20 protein-coding genes and 1 CRISPR repeat array are annotated in these 14249 nt (G+C 72.8%); of the genes, 5 read left to right on the top strand and 15 right to left on the bottom strand.

What is annotated here, in order from left to right:
- Positions 1–203, top strand: a 203-nt coding sequence (locus G6R13_RS12085) for a transposase (protein WP_205521371.1), incomplete at its 5' end; no start/stop codon positions are given.
- A gap of 231 nt (positions 204–434) precedes the next feature.
- Here the strand turns inward: G6R13_RS12085 and G6R13_RS12080 are convergent.
- Both G6R13_RS12080 and G6R13_RS12075 read right to left on the bottom strand, forming a co-directional pair.
- Positions 435–668: a hypothetical protein gene (locus G6R13_RS12080; RefSeq protein ID WP_101966151.1), complete on the bottom strand. Its 234-nt coding sequence runs from the start codon at positions 666–668 to the stop codon at positions 435–437.
- 179 nt (positions 669–847) lie between these two features.
- Positions 848–1024 carry a hypothetical protein gene (locus G6R13_RS12075; RefSeq protein WP_160312128.1) on the bottom strand — a complete coding sequence of 59 codons (177 nt, stop codon included), beginning with the start codon at positions 1022–1024 and terminating at the stop codon, positions 848–850.
- Positions 1025–1333: 309 nt separating this feature from the next.
- On the opposite strand from G6R13_RS12075, the gene G6R13_RS12070 reads away from it, so the two are divergent.
- From G6R13_RS12070 to G6R13_RS12055, 4 genes are all read left to right on the top strand, one after another.
- Positions 1334–1633 (top strand): hypothetical protein, encoded by a 300-nt coding sequence (locus tag G6R13_RS12070; protein WP_031943823.1) that lies wholly within the window; start codon positions 1334–1336, stop codon positions 1631–1633.
- Between the two features lie 3 nt (positions 1634–1636).
- Positions 1637–2086, top strand: a complete 450-nt coding sequence (locus G6R13_RS12065) for a helix-turn-helix transcriptional regulator (RefSeq protein WP_069941827.1) — start codon at positions 1637–1639, stop codon at positions 2084–2086.
- Between the two features lie 101 nt (positions 2087–2187).
- The gene (locus G6R13_RS12060; RefSeq protein ID WP_240335751.1) at positions 2188–2820 is read left to right on the top strand and encodes an HNH endonuclease family protein; all 633 of its coding nucleotides are present in this window, start codon (positions 2188–2190) and stop codon (positions 2818–2820) included.
- 82 nt (positions 2821–2902) lie between these two features.
- A complete protein-coding gene (locus G6R13_RS12055; RefSeq protein WP_069941829.1) occupies positions 2903–4564 on the top strand; it encodes an RNA-guided endonuclease TnpB family protein in 1662 nt (553 codons plus the stop codon).
- Between the two features lies 1 nt (position 4565).
- A CRISPR array of direct repeats spans positions 4566–4964; the repeat unit is 29 nt; unit sequence GGAAGCCCCGCGCACGCAGGGATGAGCCC.
- A gap of 144 nt (positions 4965–5108) precedes the next feature.
- Here the strand turns inward: G6R13_RS12055 and G6R13_RS12050 are convergent.
- The 13 genes from G6R13_RS12050 to G6R13_RS11990 all read right to left on the bottom strand — a co-directional run bounded on the left by G6R13_RS12050 (position 5109) and on the right by G6R13_RS11990 (position 13721).
- Entirely contained in the window at positions 5109–5660 is a 552-nt protein-coding gene (locus G6R13_RS12050) for a hypothetical protein (protein WP_069941830.1), read from the bottom strand.
- A gap of 29 nt (positions 5661–5689) precedes the next feature.
- Positions 5690–5959, bottom strand: a complete 270-nt coding sequence (locus G6R13_RS12045) for a hypothetical protein (RefSeq protein WP_069941831.1) — start codon at positions 5957–5959, stop codon at positions 5690–5692.
- A gap of 79 nt (positions 5960–6038) precedes the next feature.
- The gene (locus G6R13_RS12040; protein WP_069941832.1) at positions 6039–6308 is read right to left on the bottom strand and encodes a hypothetical protein; all 270 of its coding nucleotides are present in this window, start codon (positions 6306–6308) and stop codon (positions 6039–6041) included.
- A gap of 160 nt (positions 6309–6468) precedes the next feature.
- Positions 6469–6798: a DUF3846 domain-containing protein gene (locus tag G6R13_RS12035; protein ID WP_031943816.1), complete on the bottom strand. Its 330-nt coding sequence runs from the start codon at positions 6796–6798 to the stop codon at positions 6469–6471.
- A 212-nt stretch (positions 6799–7010) separates the two neighbouring features.
- Entirely contained in the window at positions 7011–7676 is a 666-nt protein-coding gene (locus G6R13_RS12030) for a hypothetical protein (protein ID WP_069941833.1), read from the bottom strand.
- A 251-nt stretch (positions 7677–7927) separates the two neighbouring features.
- Positions 7928–8578 (bottom strand): hypothetical protein, encoded by a 651-nt coding sequence (locus tag G6R13_RS12025; protein ID WP_069941834.1) that lies wholly within the window; start codon positions 8576–8578, stop codon positions 7928–7930.
- A gap of 116 nt (positions 8579–8694) precedes the next feature.
- Entirely contained in the window at positions 8695–8886 is a 192-nt protein-coding gene (locus G6R13_RS12020; RefSeq protein ID WP_049161172.1) for a hypothetical protein, read from the bottom strand.
- A gap of 263 nt (positions 8887–9149) precedes the next feature.
- Positions 9150–9863, bottom strand: a complete 714-nt coding sequence (locus tag G6R13_RS12015) for a hypothetical protein (protein WP_069941835.1) — start codon at positions 9861–9863, stop codon at positions 9150–9152.
- 268 nt (positions 9864–10131) lie between these two features.
- Positions 10132–10578 carry a hypothetical protein gene (locus G6R13_RS12010; RefSeq protein WP_069941836.1) on the bottom strand — a complete coding sequence of 149 codons (447 nt, stop codon included), beginning with the start codon at positions 10576–10578 and terminating at the stop codon, positions 10132–10134.
- A gap of 257 nt (positions 10579–10835) precedes the next feature.
- A complete protein-coding gene (locus tag G6R13_RS12005; RefSeq protein WP_069941837.1) occupies positions 10836–11516 on the bottom strand; it encodes a hypothetical protein in 681 nt (226 codons plus the stop codon).
- Positions 11517–11811: 295 nt separating this feature from the next.
- On the bottom strand, positions 11812–12069 hold the full coding sequence (locus tag G6R13_RS12000; RefSeq protein ID WP_069941838.1) for a hypothetical protein: 258 nt from the start codon (positions 12067–12069) through the stop codon (positions 11812–11814).
- Between the two features lie 208 nt (positions 12070–12277).
- Positions 12278–13255 (bottom strand): DUF4192 family protein, encoded by a 978-nt coding sequence (locus tag G6R13_RS11995; RefSeq protein WP_069941839.1) that lies wholly within the window; start codon positions 13253–13255, stop codon positions 12278–12280.
- A 154-nt stretch (positions 13256–13409) separates the two neighbouring features.
- Positions 13410–13721 (bottom strand): hypothetical protein, encoded by a 312-nt coding sequence (locus G6R13_RS11990; RefSeq protein ID WP_069941840.1) that lies wholly within the window; start codon positions 13719–13721, stop codon positions 13410–13412.
- Positions 13722–14249: the final 528 nt, after the last annotated feature.

Here is a 14249-nt window from a genome sequence, read left to right as displayed (position 1 = left end):
GACGCACGGACGCGGTAGGGATCTTCCCGAACCGGGATGCCGTGGTGCGCCTGGTCGGGGCCGTGCTGGCCGAGCAGACAGATGAATGGGCCGAAGGCCGCCGGTATCTCGGCCTGGAACTGCTCGCCCGGTGCCGTGAGCCCCTGACCACGGAGCAAGAGACCGTGATGAGCACGGAGGTGATGCCGACCCTGCAGACCTGACAGGTACAAGCCCCCTACAACCTCGAAGACGGTTACACCACTTCCAGGGACTTGACCGGGCCTTGCGGCGGAGATGTGGTCTGCTCCGGGCTACATCCTCAGTACTCTCACTCCGTTGTTTCTGCTCGTCGCGGTGGTAGTGCAGGACAAGGCAACCATGAGGGGCCAGGCAGACGCTCCCGAGACCTTTCGAGAGATGATGGTGGATGCCATTCCGCAGAAGTGGCGGGACTAGGGCGCGGTCAGCACGGCGCCTGCGTGCGCGGGCACCAGCCCGTGGGCGGCGGCGTACTGGAAGCGCAGCATCTGGGCCAGGTGGGCCTGGGCTTGCATGAACGCGAGGACCTGAGCGGCGTCGGGCCGGTAGGCGGTGCCGTCGGCGGTCTGGGCGCGCACCATCTCGGGGCGGTCGTGGGCGACCCAGCGGGCCACCTCGGAATCTGTGCTCGGCAGGGACGTGGTCATCCGCCCTTGCCAGGACACCTGGATCATCAGGGACACCTCCACCCTTACGTTGATCTGACGTCAACATACTAGGTGGGCTGGCAAGTGGAGGGCAATAAGCTCTGGACGCGCGAAAGCGCCCCGCGAGGTTCCTGCGACTGTCAGATCAACGGGAAAGCGGGGCGCTTCTGGGGTCCAGTCTAGGCGACCAGCGCCGCCGGCGGGAAGGCGTCCGGGGTGTCGATGAACCGCCGCAGCACCTGGCAGCAGTGCCACCAATGACAGGCTGCGGTGCTCGCATGCGCGCGCTCGCTGTCTGTCACCACCTCGCTGGCCTCGGCCAGGGCGGCCTCCAGGTGCTCGACCTCGATGCTCATGGCTCCTCCGATCCGCGGGTGTCCTTCACCGTGGATAAGGCCGTCGCGCGGCCGTGATGTCCCTTCTGGGCGCCAGGCAGAGCGAAGCCCTCCCGGCGCGGAGGGGGGATGGCCAGGAGGGCTTCTAAGTCGCAGGCCCTACGGGATGGGCTCACGTTCGACCTGTGTAAACCGTAGCAGGGGCAGTGGTGACGGGGGGAGGGTTGTGGATAGGGGTTGCGGGTGTATGGAATGACGCGTATGGTTTGACGTGTATTGCTAGACCTACGTGAGGTGATTCTGTCGCCTCCAGATTGAGAGAGCACACCCATGACCACCTTCTACTACTCCGTCAACGAGATGGCTCGGCAAGCCGGCTTCACCTCGCCCTCCACCTGGACCCGCATCAAGAACGACCTGCGCGCCCCCGATGCCGTCATGGTCAGCAAGATCCAGGGCGCCGGCTGGACCCTGGACAGTTGGGAGGACGCCGCCAACAACGAGCTGCACACCCGTCGCGAGCCCCTGATGAAGGCCATCACCCGCCTGCGCCTCGAGGAGGAGGCCCTGCGTCAGGAGTACGGCGTGACCGACCAGGACGAGCCGGCCGACCAGAAGGCGGAGGGCTGAGCCATGAACGCTATCGAGCTGAAGTGCCGCCGAGAGGCCCTCGGTCTGTCCCGCGACGCCCTCGCCGACACCCTGGGTGTCGCGGAGAAGAGCATCACCCGCTGGGAGTTCGGCAAGAACCCGCCGCGGGACTGGTCCTGGATCGACTCGGCCATGACCCGCCTGGAGGACTACCGCGAGCGCCTCGTGGAGGAGCTGATCGCCGAGACCTTGCGCGTGCATGAGCAGGCCGGTGCCGCGCTGATGTTGACCTACGCTTCCCGCGGTTCCTTCTACAGGTGGTTGCCGGAGATGGAGGAGCCGGACATGGGTGATGGCATCGCGGTGATTCCCGTGGAGCTGCACCGGGCGGCCACCGCCGAGGCCGCGCGCCGGCTGCGGGTGAGCCATGGGCTGCACGCCGTGATCGAGGCTGTGCCCACTCCGCAGGAGCGTGAGGGGGCGGGCTCGTGAGCGTGCGTCGATGGGTCTCGAGCGTCGTCGCCGTGGTGGCCGCTCTGGGTGTGGCTGGCGCCGTCGGGGGTGGACATGTGCAGGGGGTCCAGGTGCCAGAGGTGAAGCTTCCCAAGGTGGCGCTGCCCAGCGGAGTGGAGCTGCCCTCACTCGGCGACACGTCCCCGACGCCGGCGGCCGGCCCGGTCGGGGGCCAGCTCGAGCAGCTGGCCCTGACCTCCGCGGCACCGGCCAGCGCCTACACGCGAGACGCGTTCGGCCAGCGCTGGGCGGACGTGGACCGCAACGGCTGTGACACCCGCAACGACGTGCTGCGGCGCGACCTGACACAGGTGCAGATCAAGCCCGGCACGCAGGGGTGCAAGGTGCTCTCCGGCCAGCTCGTGGACCCCTACAGCGGCGCTACGATCCCCTTCTCCTCCCAGGACTCCCAGGCCGTGCAGATCGACCACACGGTCTCCCTTGCCGATGCCTGGGCCTCCGGGGCGTGGGCGTGGGACGAGTCCCAGCGCACGGCGTTCGCCAACGACCCGGCGAATCTGCTGGCCGTGGATGGGCCGGCGAACAACTCGAAGTCGGATGCGACCGCGGCGGACTGGCTGCCGGACACCGTTGCGGGCCGATGTGAGCTCGTGGAGCACCAGGTGGTGGTGAAGGCCAAGTGGGGGCTGAGCGTCACCGAGCGCGAGCGCGCGGCGATGCGCAGGGTGTTGGCCTCCTGCCCGGCTGGGTGAGCGAGGCCGTAACGTGTCCGGGGGGTGGGTGACCATGCCCCTGAACGGATGGACGATGCTGGCGCAGGAGGAGGTGTGAGCGATGACGACTACCACGGGTACCGACCTGGCCCCGAGGCTGCGCGCGTTCAAGCACCGCCTGGACCCCAACCCCGCCCAGGCCACCCTGCTGGCCCAGTACGCCGGCGCCGCGCGCGTCGCCTACAACATGCTCACCGCCCACAACCGGGCCGCCCTGGCCGCCGGTGCCGCCCGTCGCACCGAGCTGGCCGAGACCGGGCTGGCCGGCCCCGAGCTGGCCGCGCGCATGAAGGCCGAGCGCGCCGCCGACCCCACCCTCCGCGTGGCCAGCTACCAGTCGTACTCCACGGCCCACCTGACCCCGCTGATCCGCCGCCACCGCGAGGCTGCCGCCGCGATCGCCGCCGGCGCCGACCCGGCCGAAGCATGGACCGACGAGCGATACGCCGAGCCCTGGATGCACACCGTGCCCCGCCGCGTCCTGGTCTCCGGCCTCCAGAACGCCGCGAAGGCCACCGAGAACTGGATGGCCTCCGCCTCCGGCACGCGCGCCGGCGCGCGCGTCGGCCTGCCGCGGTTCAAGAAGAAGGGCCGGTCCCGGGACAGCTTCACCATCCCCGCCCCCGAGGTCATCGGCGCCGCGGGCACCCCCTACAAGCGCGGCGAGCCCCGCCGCGGGGTGATCACCGACCACCGGCACCTGCGCCTGGCCTCCCTGGGGACCATCCGCACCTACGACAAGACCAGCCGCCTGGTCCGCGCCTGCCGCCGCGGCGCCCAGATCCGGTCCATGACCATCTCCCAGGCCGGCGGACGGTGGTACGCCTCGATCCTCGTTGCCGACCCCACCCCCATCCGGACCGGGCCCAGCCGTCGCCAGCGCGCCAACGGCGCCGTCGGCGTGGACCTGGGCGTCAAGCACCTGGCCGCCCTCTCCACCGGCGAGGTCATCGACAACGGCCGCCCCGGTGCCCGCCAGGCCGCCCGCCTAACCCGCCTCCAGCGTGCCCACGCCCGCACCCAGCCCGGCTCGAACCGCCGCGAGCGCGTGCGCCGGCAGATCGCGGCACTCCAGCACGGGATCGCCCTACGTCGGGCGGGGCTGCTGCATCAGGTGTCCACGAGACTGGCGACGGACTTCGCGGTGGTCGCCCTGGAGGACCTGAACGTGGCGGGGATGACCCGTTCGGCCCGCGGGACGCTCGAGGCGCCGGGTAGGAACGTGGCCGCCAAGTCCGGGTTGAACCGGGCGATCCTGGATGCCGGGCTGGGGATGCTGCGCCGGCAGCTGGACTACAAGACCTCCTGGGCAGGGTCCCAGGTGAAGATGATCGACCGATTCGCGCCCTCCTCGAAGGCGTGCTCGCGCTGCGGGACAGTCAAATCCACGCTGTCCCTGGCCGAGCGGACCTTCGAGTGCGAGGCCTGCCACCTGGTGATCGACCGCGACGTGAACGCCGCGATCAACATCCGGGCGTGGGCTGTGCAGGAGGAGCGTGGAGCAGGGGTCGAGCTCGCCCGAGGCCGTCGGGAGAGTCGAAACGGACGTGGAGCTGCTGTCTCGGGCCCGCCATCTGGCGGGGCCGCGAGGCAGGGGCGTGGAAGCGTCAAGCCCGCACCCCAGGGTGTGGGCATGTCCAGCCGGGCAACTGGCTGGTCATCCCAACCCCCCTCAACCGAAGGGGAAAGCGCAGAGCGCGGAGCATCCGCCCTGGCCAGGTAGTGGAAGCCCCGCGCACGCAGGGATGAGCCCGCGGACTCCCAGTCCATCGCCAGCTTGCCCGTGGAAGCTCCGCGCACGCAGGGATGAGCCCCTGACTGACGGACTGACTGACTGACTGAGGGTGGAAGCCCCGCGCACGCAGGGATGAGCCCTTGGTCTTGCCGTCAGCAAGCATGCGAGCCATGGAAGCCCCGCGCACGCAGGGATGAGCCCGTCCTGACGCTGTTCGAGGACGGCAGGGTAGAGGAAGCCCCGCGCACGCAGGGATGAGCCCGACGCTGCTGCTGTGGACGAGCTGCTTGCCGAGGAAGCCCCGCGCACGCAGGGATGAGCCCACGGGCACGTCGTCAAAGTCGGTGAGCCCGTCGGAAGCTCCGCCCGCGCAGGGATGAGCCAGACTCCCAGGGGCATTCACGGCTCCTGGGTTGAGCTGTCGTAGGGATCTGGGCTGGTCCCGGTCCTTCCTAGACACCATCCAGTGCTCGTGACAGCTGCGGGTGTCGTGGAGGTGCTGCGGGGACGTGTCGCGGTGTCCGCGGGATGCTCAGCTGGTGGGCTCGGGGACGGTGGCCTCGCACTGGACCATGGGCATGCCCTTGGGGTCGCCGGTCTGGGCGTCCAGGGGGGCGGTGGTGCCGTCGGCGATGATCTCGCAGTGCAGGTCGCCGGCGGCGGGCAGCTGCGGGACGTTGGCGATCACCTGGATCTTTTCACCGGGCTTGGCCTGGGTGCGCAGGGTCAGGGGGGTGGTGCCGGCGGGCTCGGCGGGGATGGTCTCTTTGGTGTGGGTGTCCGCGCCGGTGCCGCCCACGAAGAGGTTCACGCCGCCGCGGGCTGCCGTGGTGGTGGTGCCGTCGCGGGGGATCCACTGGATGCGGATCTGCACGTCCACGGGCTTGGCGGGGGCCGAGCTGGAGGGACGTGTCGTGGGGGTGGCCGAGCTGGCGGCCGCAGTGGGTGCCGTGGTGCTGCTCGCGGCTGCCGTGGGGGCCGCGCTCGCGCTCGTCGACGGGGCAGGAGCAGGTGTGGCGGTGCACCCCTGGAGGGCGAGGCCGGCCAGGGCCAGGGGGAGCAGGATCAGGGGGCGGGTGCGCATCAGGGGGGTCTCCTTCGGTGCGGGGCGGATCAGGCGTCCAGGATGGTGATGGTGGCCCCGGGCTCCAAGCGCTCGAGGTCGGCCGCGGTGAGGACCGCGAGGTTGTGCTCCAGGCTCGCCTCGCGGACGTCGCCGGTGTCGGGGAGGCGGCAGGCGCGGTGCAGGGACTGCTCCAGCGCGGTGATCGCGGACGGGTCGGCGTGGCGGACGTGGCGGATCAGGCCGCCGACGGTGCCCTCGAAGGACTCCTCGGAGCCGTGGGGGGTGATCAGGATGCGGGAGAGGGCGTTCAGGGGCATGGGGTCTCCTGGGGGCGTGGAGGTCGTGATGGTCATCCTGCCCGCCCTCCCGCCGGTGTGGCGGGAGGGCGGGGGAGGCTCAGCGGATCACCAGGACGGGGCCGGTGATGATCTCGCGGGCGTCGAAGCCGGCGTCGTGGATCATCTCGGTGGCCGTGGAGTTGAACGGGCGGGAGGAACTGTGGCGGGCGTCGGCCCAGAGCGACCAGTCGCCGTCCATGCCGTCGTAGTCGCCGGGGTTGTAGACCTCAGCGGTGGCGCCCAGCAGGCGGTCGATGTCAGCGGGGATGGTGTGGAGCTCGACGTCGGCGGTGGTGCCGTCGGGGTGGATCATCGTGGCCTTGGTCATCGGAGTCCCTTTCGTCAGGGGTGCGGGGGTCCGGATAACCCCTGCTGATGTGTATAACCATACACGCGTAAGAGGGATCGCGCAACAGGGGCGTGGGATTCGTGGGTGGCCCCGGCGCGGCCGGGGCGGGCGGGCCGCGGGGCCCGCCCGCCCGCGGGGCTCAGTCGTCGAGGCCGAGCCGCTCGCGCAGAGCCTTGGTGGGGGGCAGGTAGGTCTCCCCGTCGTCGGCCAGGTCGCCGGTGATCAGCACCGGGCCGACGATGACGTCGTCCGGGGCGAGGATGGTCAGCTCGTGGACGATCCGGTGACCCTTGGAGTTGACCGGCAGGCCGGCGATCTTGCCCTCCTCGTTGAGCCAGATGGTGTGGTCGCCATCGTCGGAGGACAGGGCCTCCACGTAGCCGCCGACGTGCTGCTGGAAGTCCTCCAGGCCGTTGACCTGCTCCTCGGTGACGTCGCCGGTGGGGGTGATCAGGATTGCATTGGCCATGATGGCTGTCCCTTCTATGGGGTGCGGGGATCCGGGTGATCCCTGCTGATGTGTCTAACCATACACATACGCGGTCGGATGTGCAACACCCTGCATCGCATCAGCCGCCGGCTGTGCCACGGATGCAGCCGGCCCCGCATCTCCGCGACACGTCCCCGGCGTGCCGCGAGCGCGGGGCCAGGGTGGGCCCCGCGCTCGCGGGCGGGCAGGGGTCAGCGGGCGGGGTTCAGGATGGACTCGGGCAGATGGAAGGGGGGCTGGTGGGTGCTGACGGCCTCGGCGGGGTCCTGGCGCATCATGCCGTGGGCCCAGCCGCTGAGGTCCCATCCGAGGTAGCCGGGGCGGCCGCCGGCGAGCAGGCGCAGGGGACCGAGGCGGCGGTGACGGTGGGCGGTGCGGGTCAGCTCGGCGAGGACTCCGGCGGGGACGTGGGTGTCCAGGCATCGGCAGGTGATCAGCACGTCCGGGTCGATCAGCGCGGGGTCCACCACGGGCGGGCGGACGGTGGCGGCGATGTTGGGTAGGCGCAGGGTCGAGTCGGCCAGGTGGAGGTAGACCAGATCGTCGTCGGCCTCCACGGCCACCGGGTGCAGGGTGCGCTCGGGCAGGGCGCGCAGGGTCTTGATGAGGTGGTGGGCCTGGTCGGCGCGCAGCATGGCCCCAGACTCGAGGGGGCCGGTGCTGACGTCGAGGGCGCGGGCGCCGGCGCGGGAGGTGTGGGTGCCATCGGAGCCGGTCAGCTCCAGGCACTGCTGGCGGGCGCGCAGGATCACCGCGGGCGTCGGGGTGCCGGGGGTGTGGGTGGCGGGCAGGCGGGTGGGCCAGGCGGCCAGGTCCAGGGCTCGGTACAGGTGGTCGGCGGTGGTGATGATGCCCATGGGGCTCCTCCTTGGAAGGGGTGCTGGGGGCCTCATGCCCCCTGCGACGTGTCCAACCATACACATGCAACGGCGCCTGCACAACATCATCCGCGAGCGCGGATCGGCGCGCCCCTGGTGGTGACGCGGAGCGGGCGGGGACGTGTCGCGGTCCCCGGCGGCCGGCGGCAGCTCCATGGAGCCGGCAGCTCGTCTCCGCGACACGTCCCCCCCGTCCCCGCCGGCGCGAGGCCGGCGGGGACGGGTGCCGGTCAGCCGCGCGGGCTCACGTGGGCGGCGTGCGTGCGGCCCAGCGCCCAGTCGCCCAGGTGCCAGGCCAGCAGATCGTCGCGCTCGCGGACGGCCCAGGCGTCGAGGCTGTCCTCGGGGCCCATGGCCGGCCCGCCCGTGAGCAGGTCCAGGCACAGGCCGGCGTGGAGCCCCCACAAGGGGCCGGGGACGGCGCCGTCCGGGGTGCTCGGGGGCACCGGGCCGGCCATGTCGCGCGGACGAACGGCGAGCGTGTCCACCGGGGAGAGCGTGTCGGCCTTGTTGCTGGCGGAAGCGAAGATCACCCAGAGGTCGCGCACCAGGTAGATGCCGACGGCGTCGGTGCGCAGCTCCACGGTCTCGTAGGTGTCGTCGAGTTCGGCCAGGCGGGCCAGCAGGGTCTGGGTGCCGTGGAGCGAGAGCACTGCGAGCAGGGCCTCGTCGCCGGTGTCCGTGCGCGGGGCCGGGTCGGCGTAGGCGCGGGAGAAGCTCTCCCCTGCCGCGGAGTAGATCCGCAGGGAGCCGTCAGGCTGGAGGACCAGGCCCACGCCGCCGGCGTCGGGGTCCGTGTCCGTGGCGGCCGCGCGGGCGGCCTGGGAACCGACGTAGAGCGCGCGGGCGAGGGTGGCGGGGCGGTAGAGCAGCTGGGACATCAGGGGGCCTCCTTGGCCTCGGGGTGCGGGGGGCCTCGTGCCCCCTGCGACGTGTCCAACCATACACATATAACGGCCGGCGCACAACACTATCCGCGAGCGCGGCGCGTGTGCGGTCAGTGGGAGCGGGTGGCGGCGTCGCGGGCGTCGTGGAGAGCCTGCGCGCGAGCCGTCTGCTGCCCCTGCTCGCGGGCCGCGCGGGCGGCCGCGGACTGCTGGGCCCGCTCGGTCTCTAGGGCCGCGCGCCGCTCCAGCAGAGCATGGGCGACGTCCTCGGCGGTGCCCTGCTGGCCGGCGTGCCACAGCACGCTCAGGGCCGGGACGCCGTCGACGTCGGGCAGGCTCGCCAGAGCGGAGTCGATCCGCTCGGGGGAGAACGGGTCCTCCCTCCCGACGCGGGCGGTGGGGGGCAGGGGGCCCGGGACGCGGTCAGGGCGGGGACGTGTCGCGGTCCACGGCAGCCGCCGGCAGCTCGATGCAGCCGGCAGCTCATCTCCGCGACACGTCCCCGCCCCGCCCTGGCCCGACCGCGAGCGCGGGGCGCACGGCCGGGCCGGGGGTGCGGTGGGGATCAGGGCAGGTAGAGGACGGCGGCGTCGTGTCGGGCGGCGAGTCCGGCGTGCTCGTCGGCCAGGTCGCGCGGGCGGGTGCGGTGGCGCGGGGGCGTGTAGAGCCGCCCGTGGGCCCAGTCGCCGATGCTCCAGTCCGTCAGGGTCGGCCGGCCGGGGACGGTGTAGAGGCGGGGGCTGGAGTTCAGGCGGGCGCGCGCGCCCAGCAGGGACGCGAGGGTGCCCGCGTGCGTGGGGACCGGAGAGGGGATCAGCTGGTCCGCCTGCGGCAGGGGGAACGGGCCCTCGGGGGCGCTGGCCCCGGCGGGGCTGGCGGTGCGATAGACGCGGGTGTGGGGGGAGCGGTAGAAGGGGCCGGTGCTGTCCGGGGCCTGCACCTCCATGAACAGGCATCCGGCGCGCGTGTCCAGGTGCACCGGGTAGGTGCCGGGCAGGCGGTTCGAGTGCAGCTCCTCGCTCAGGTTCAGGGCGTCCGGGAAGGACAGGGCCACCGGAGCCATGCCCTGCCCGTGGGTGACCGGCTCGCAGGGAGCGTAGGCGCGCGCCCACTCCCGGGGCCGAGAGACGGTGAGGCGGTAGCCGGCCTCGGTCAGCTCGAACCAGACGCGCCCGTTCACGCGGGCGTGGTCGCTGGCCCAGCCCAGCGGGGCCAGGGCCGCGTGGAGGGCCTGGCGCAGGGATCGGATCGTGGTGGTGGGGTTCTTGACGATGCTCACGGGAGCCTCCTTGGAAGGGGTGCCGGGGGCCTCATGCCCCCCGCGACGTGTCCAACCATACACATACACCGGCGCGCGCACAACACCATCCGCGAGCGCGGGCCGGCGCGCCCGTGGTGGTGTCGAGGGAAGGGCGGTGACGTGCCGCGATCCTCGGCTGCCGGCAGCAGCTCGATGCAGCCGGCTGCTCATCTCCACGACACGTCCCCCGGCGGCCGCGAGCGCGGGGGTCTCTCGCGCTCGCGGCCGCCGGGGGCTGGCGAGGTGGTCAGCGGCTCAGGCGCAGGCGGTCCACGTCGTGGCAGGCCTCCACGGCGGCGCGGTCGTCGGCGGCCCTCCTGGCCAGGGTGGCGTGCCCGGGGTGGGCGGTGTTCGCGCGGGCCAGGGCCTCGGAGTCGGTGGCGATGCGCTCCAGCAGGTCCCGCCGCTGGCAGCTCAGCCGGATGGCCTCCTCCAGGGCCGGGACCAGGTCGGGGTGCGGCTCGTCGCGGCGGGCCAGGCGCTTGTAGCGGGCGCGCGCGGCGGCGGCGGGGGCCGCGAGGGCGTGGGCCTGGCGGCGCTGGTCCTCCAGAGTGGCCACGGCCTGGCGGCGCCGGGCGCGGTCGTCGCAGTCCTCGCCCCACGGGTCGGGCTGGCACATCACGTCGCCGCACTCCGGGCAGGGCTCGAAGGCGGAGGGCAGGGAGTCGAGGTCGAGAAGGTGGTGCTCAGGCATCGGAGGTGCCTCCTTGGTCGGGGTGCCGGGGGCCTCATGCCCCCCGCTACGTGTCCAACCATACACACACAATGGCAAAAATACAACACCACCCGCGAGCGCAGGTCCACGCGCCCGTGGTCGTGACGCGGAGGGGGCGGGGACGTGGCGCGGTCCCCGGGAGCCGGCAGCAGCTCGATGCAGCCGGCAGCTCATCTCCACGACACGTCCCCGGGATGCCGCGAGCGCGGGAGCCCCCCGCGCTCGCGGCCTGCCGGTCAGGCGGCGGGCAGGGCGGCCAGGCTGTCGCGGTCGGCCAGGGCGGCGGCCTCGCGGGCGGCCGGAGCGTAGCCGTCCATCGGGGCGACGTAGGCGCGTCCGTGCGCCCAGGCGCCGATGCTCCAGCCGATCAGGTCCAGTGCGCTGGGCACGCCGTGGATCCGCTGGCGCAGGTAGCGGGTGCCGTGGAGGCGGCCGCCGCCGCTCAGCACGTCCATCAGCAGCCCGGGCAGGCCCAGGGTCGCGGGCAGGGCGGGCAGCTCGACGCCGGGGCCGGGGGCCTGGGGGATGGCGGGAGTGGGCACGCCGGGGGCGGCGAGGTTGGCGAACGTCCAGCGCTCGCGGCCGCCGACGACGTCGACGTGGACGCGGTCGGCGGTGGCGGTGACGTTGACCGGGGTCTCGGGCAGGGGGAGCGCGTCCAGGTGGCGCATCAGCTGGGAGACGTCCAGGACGCACAGCACCACCGGCGGCAGGCCCGCGAGCGCGGCGGGGGCCGGGCGGTCGGAGTCGGCGTAGGCGCAGGCGTAGGCGTCCTCGTGGGTGCTGATCACGCGCAGGGCGTTCTCCGGGAGCACCTCCAGGTGGACGGGGCCGCGGTTGGGGGAGACGCGGGCGGCGAGGGAGCCGGCGCGCAGGGCTGCGCGCAGGGAGCCGGCGGAATAGATGTGCTTGGACATGGGGGCCTCCTTGGCCGTCGGGGTGCCGGGGGCCTCATGCCCCCTGCGACGTGTTCAACCATACACATACACCGGCGCGTGCACAACACCGTCCGCGAGCGCGGGCCGGCGCGCCCGTGGTGGTGTCGAGGGAAGGGCGGGGACGTGTCGCGGTCCTCGGGAGCCGGCAGCAGCTCGATGCAGCCGGCAGCTCATCTCCGCGACACGTCCCCACGCGGCAGCGGGCGCGGGACCCGCCCGCGCTTGCGGCCAGGGGCGACGACGGGGCGGCGCGTGCGCGCCGCCCCCGTCGTGCTCAGTCGCCGTACACCTCGGCGGCGGGCATGCAGTAGGGGCCGCCGTCTCCGTGCCACTGGTCGGAGAGGGTGTAGACGGTGCGCCCGCGCATGCCGTTGTGGGCCACCGAGTAGGTCCCACGGCTGGGGTCGATCGCGGTCACGGTCCCGTCGGCGTAGCTGATGCAGTGGCCCAGCTGGATGCGGTCGACGATGACCACCTCCTGGCCGATGTGCACGTTCTGGGAGGTGCAGATGGTGGTCTGGTCGGTGTCCATGTCGGGCCTCCTGGCCGCTCGGGGTGCCGGGGGCCTCATGCCCCCCGCTACGTGTATAACCATACACGCGCGCGGCCGAGCGGTCAACAGCGATTTATACAGCGCCCGCCCACGCGTGGGCCGGGCTACGCTGGCGGGCGTGCACCGTCGGGGCACCGTCTCCACGGGCGCCGGGGGGCCAGCGTTACGCGCTGGCCCCCGGTCACGCTCAGCGGCCCTCAGCGGCCCGCGTGTGCTTGCCCCAGGCCCACGCCGGGTCGGTGGCCACGACGGCCACGGGCGTGGCCCGCGTCATCCGGCGCACGGCGCGCACGTGAGGGTGGTGCGGGGCGCATCGCTCGGCGAGGTTCAGGCGGCCATCGGCCACCGCTCCTGCGCCTCGGATCCAGGCCACGTAGGCCAGCACCGCCAGCGCCCCGGCGCAGGCGTGGCCCGGACCGAGGGCCACGGCGGCGTTGAGCACCGTCTCGGCCTCCACGCTCGCCTTCCAGCGCAGACCGTGCGGGAACTCGCCCCGGGCGAAGTCCACCGCCTCCAGCCGGATCGGGGCCGTGCAGGCCACCAGCGCCGCGATCAGATACTCCGGGTCACGGTGGTTCAGGGTGGCCAGCACGACGGCGGCGGCCCCGGCGTCGTTCTGATCCTTCAGCAGGCGGTTGATGCCCTCGATCAGCGCCGGAGCGTCCGCGTGCATGTCCGTCAGCGTGGCCGCGTGAGCCGCCACGGCCTCCGTCAGGGCGTCCGACTCGCTCGGGGTGGCGGTGGGGTACTCGGACCGCGCACCGTCGAGCAGGGCCAGGTGCAGGCCCAGCGTGGAGGTGCCCGGGGCGTAGGCCACGGCCTCGCCCGTGCCCAGGTTGGTGCACATGCGCCCGTCCACGTGGATCAGCCCCTCCACGCTCAGACCGTGGCCGGTCAGGATGGACTCCAGCTCGAGCCAGCGCAGGGCGCGGTCCTCCGGGCCGTAGCCGATCAGGAAGACGCGCGTGCAGTTGGCGCGGCGCATGCTGGCGGCGATCACTCCGGCCATGGTGGCGGGGGCGGCGACATCGTCAAGGCGCATCACCGGCCCCAGCCGCGAGCCCTTCAGGCCGATGGCCACCACGGAATCCGCGGGGGTGGACGGCAGGGCGGCGGCGGCGTAGTCGGTCAGATCAAGCGGGGTGCGGGCGGTCAGAGCATCCATCGTGTCCTCCTAGAGGGGTGCGGGGGGCCTGGTGCCTCCTGCTGAGTCAAACCATACACAATAAAAGCCGGGACTGCAACGTTGAGTATGACGGCGATATGGCGAACGTATGGCATGGCCCTGCCCCGCCGCGAGGCGGGGCAGGGAGTCGGAATCAGCGAGGATCGGAGGCCGGAGCGCGCCAGGCCGAGCGCGCGGCACGTGTTGTGCCGAGCACCAGGCGCGCGGTGACACGCGCGGCGGTGGTGAGCATCAGGGCGAGCACCAGCGCACACCACAGGGCGAAGGCGATCAGGGCCGGCGTGGACAGCGCGGGCACGTACACCGGTGCCAGCCCCCCGAACGCGGCGACGAAGATCAGGACGGAGCCGACGCACAAGGCGTGCCGGGCGATGAGCGCGCAGCGGTCGAGTCGGGCCGTCAGGGTGGCACGGGTGGTGGGGCGACGGGTGCCAGCACGTTTCACGGTGTCCTCCTTGAGGGGTGCAGGGGGCCGGGTGCCTCCCGCTGAGTCAAACCATACACGCTTTGTGGTGTGGACGCAATCGGTTGTGTGGTGTTGCTTGTGGTGGGGGTGTGGTGGTGTGCTGGCGGTGTTATGGCATGGGCGGGGGTGGGGGCTGCGCCGCCCGCTCGGCCCGCCCGGCCCCTCCGCCGCCCCGCCGGCCCCGGCCCGCCCGGTCCCCGGCCCCCTGGCCCGGTGTGTGGGCGTCTGAGGGCCGTTCGGGGTGCGGGTGGGCTTGTGGGGGTGCAGGGGTGAGAACGGGGCGCAGGCGGGCGCACAGCGGCCCGTGGTGCGCCCAGCTGACCCCCTCCCGTCCTCGGCCCACCGTTCGGGAACCCTCCCGGCGGCGCGTCAGCGCCCGCCGTGCCCCACCTACCGGGGGGCACCCAACGCGCGGGGCACCCAACCGGCGCGCGGAGCGCGCCAGGCGAGCGGAGCGAGCCGGCCCCGCGCCAGCGGGGCGAGGGCCCGGCAGGGCCCGCCGGAGGC

The sequence above is a fragment of the Micrococcus sp. Alg238-R198 genome (assembly GCF_900537135.1).
In the GTDB taxonomy this organism is placed as follows: Bacteria; Actinomycetota; Actinomycetes; order Actinomycetales; family Micrococcaceae; genus Micrococcus; species Micrococcus luteus.
Note: the sequence above shows the minus strand (reverse complement) of the source record. Positions and strands in the feature narration are given on the sequence as shown.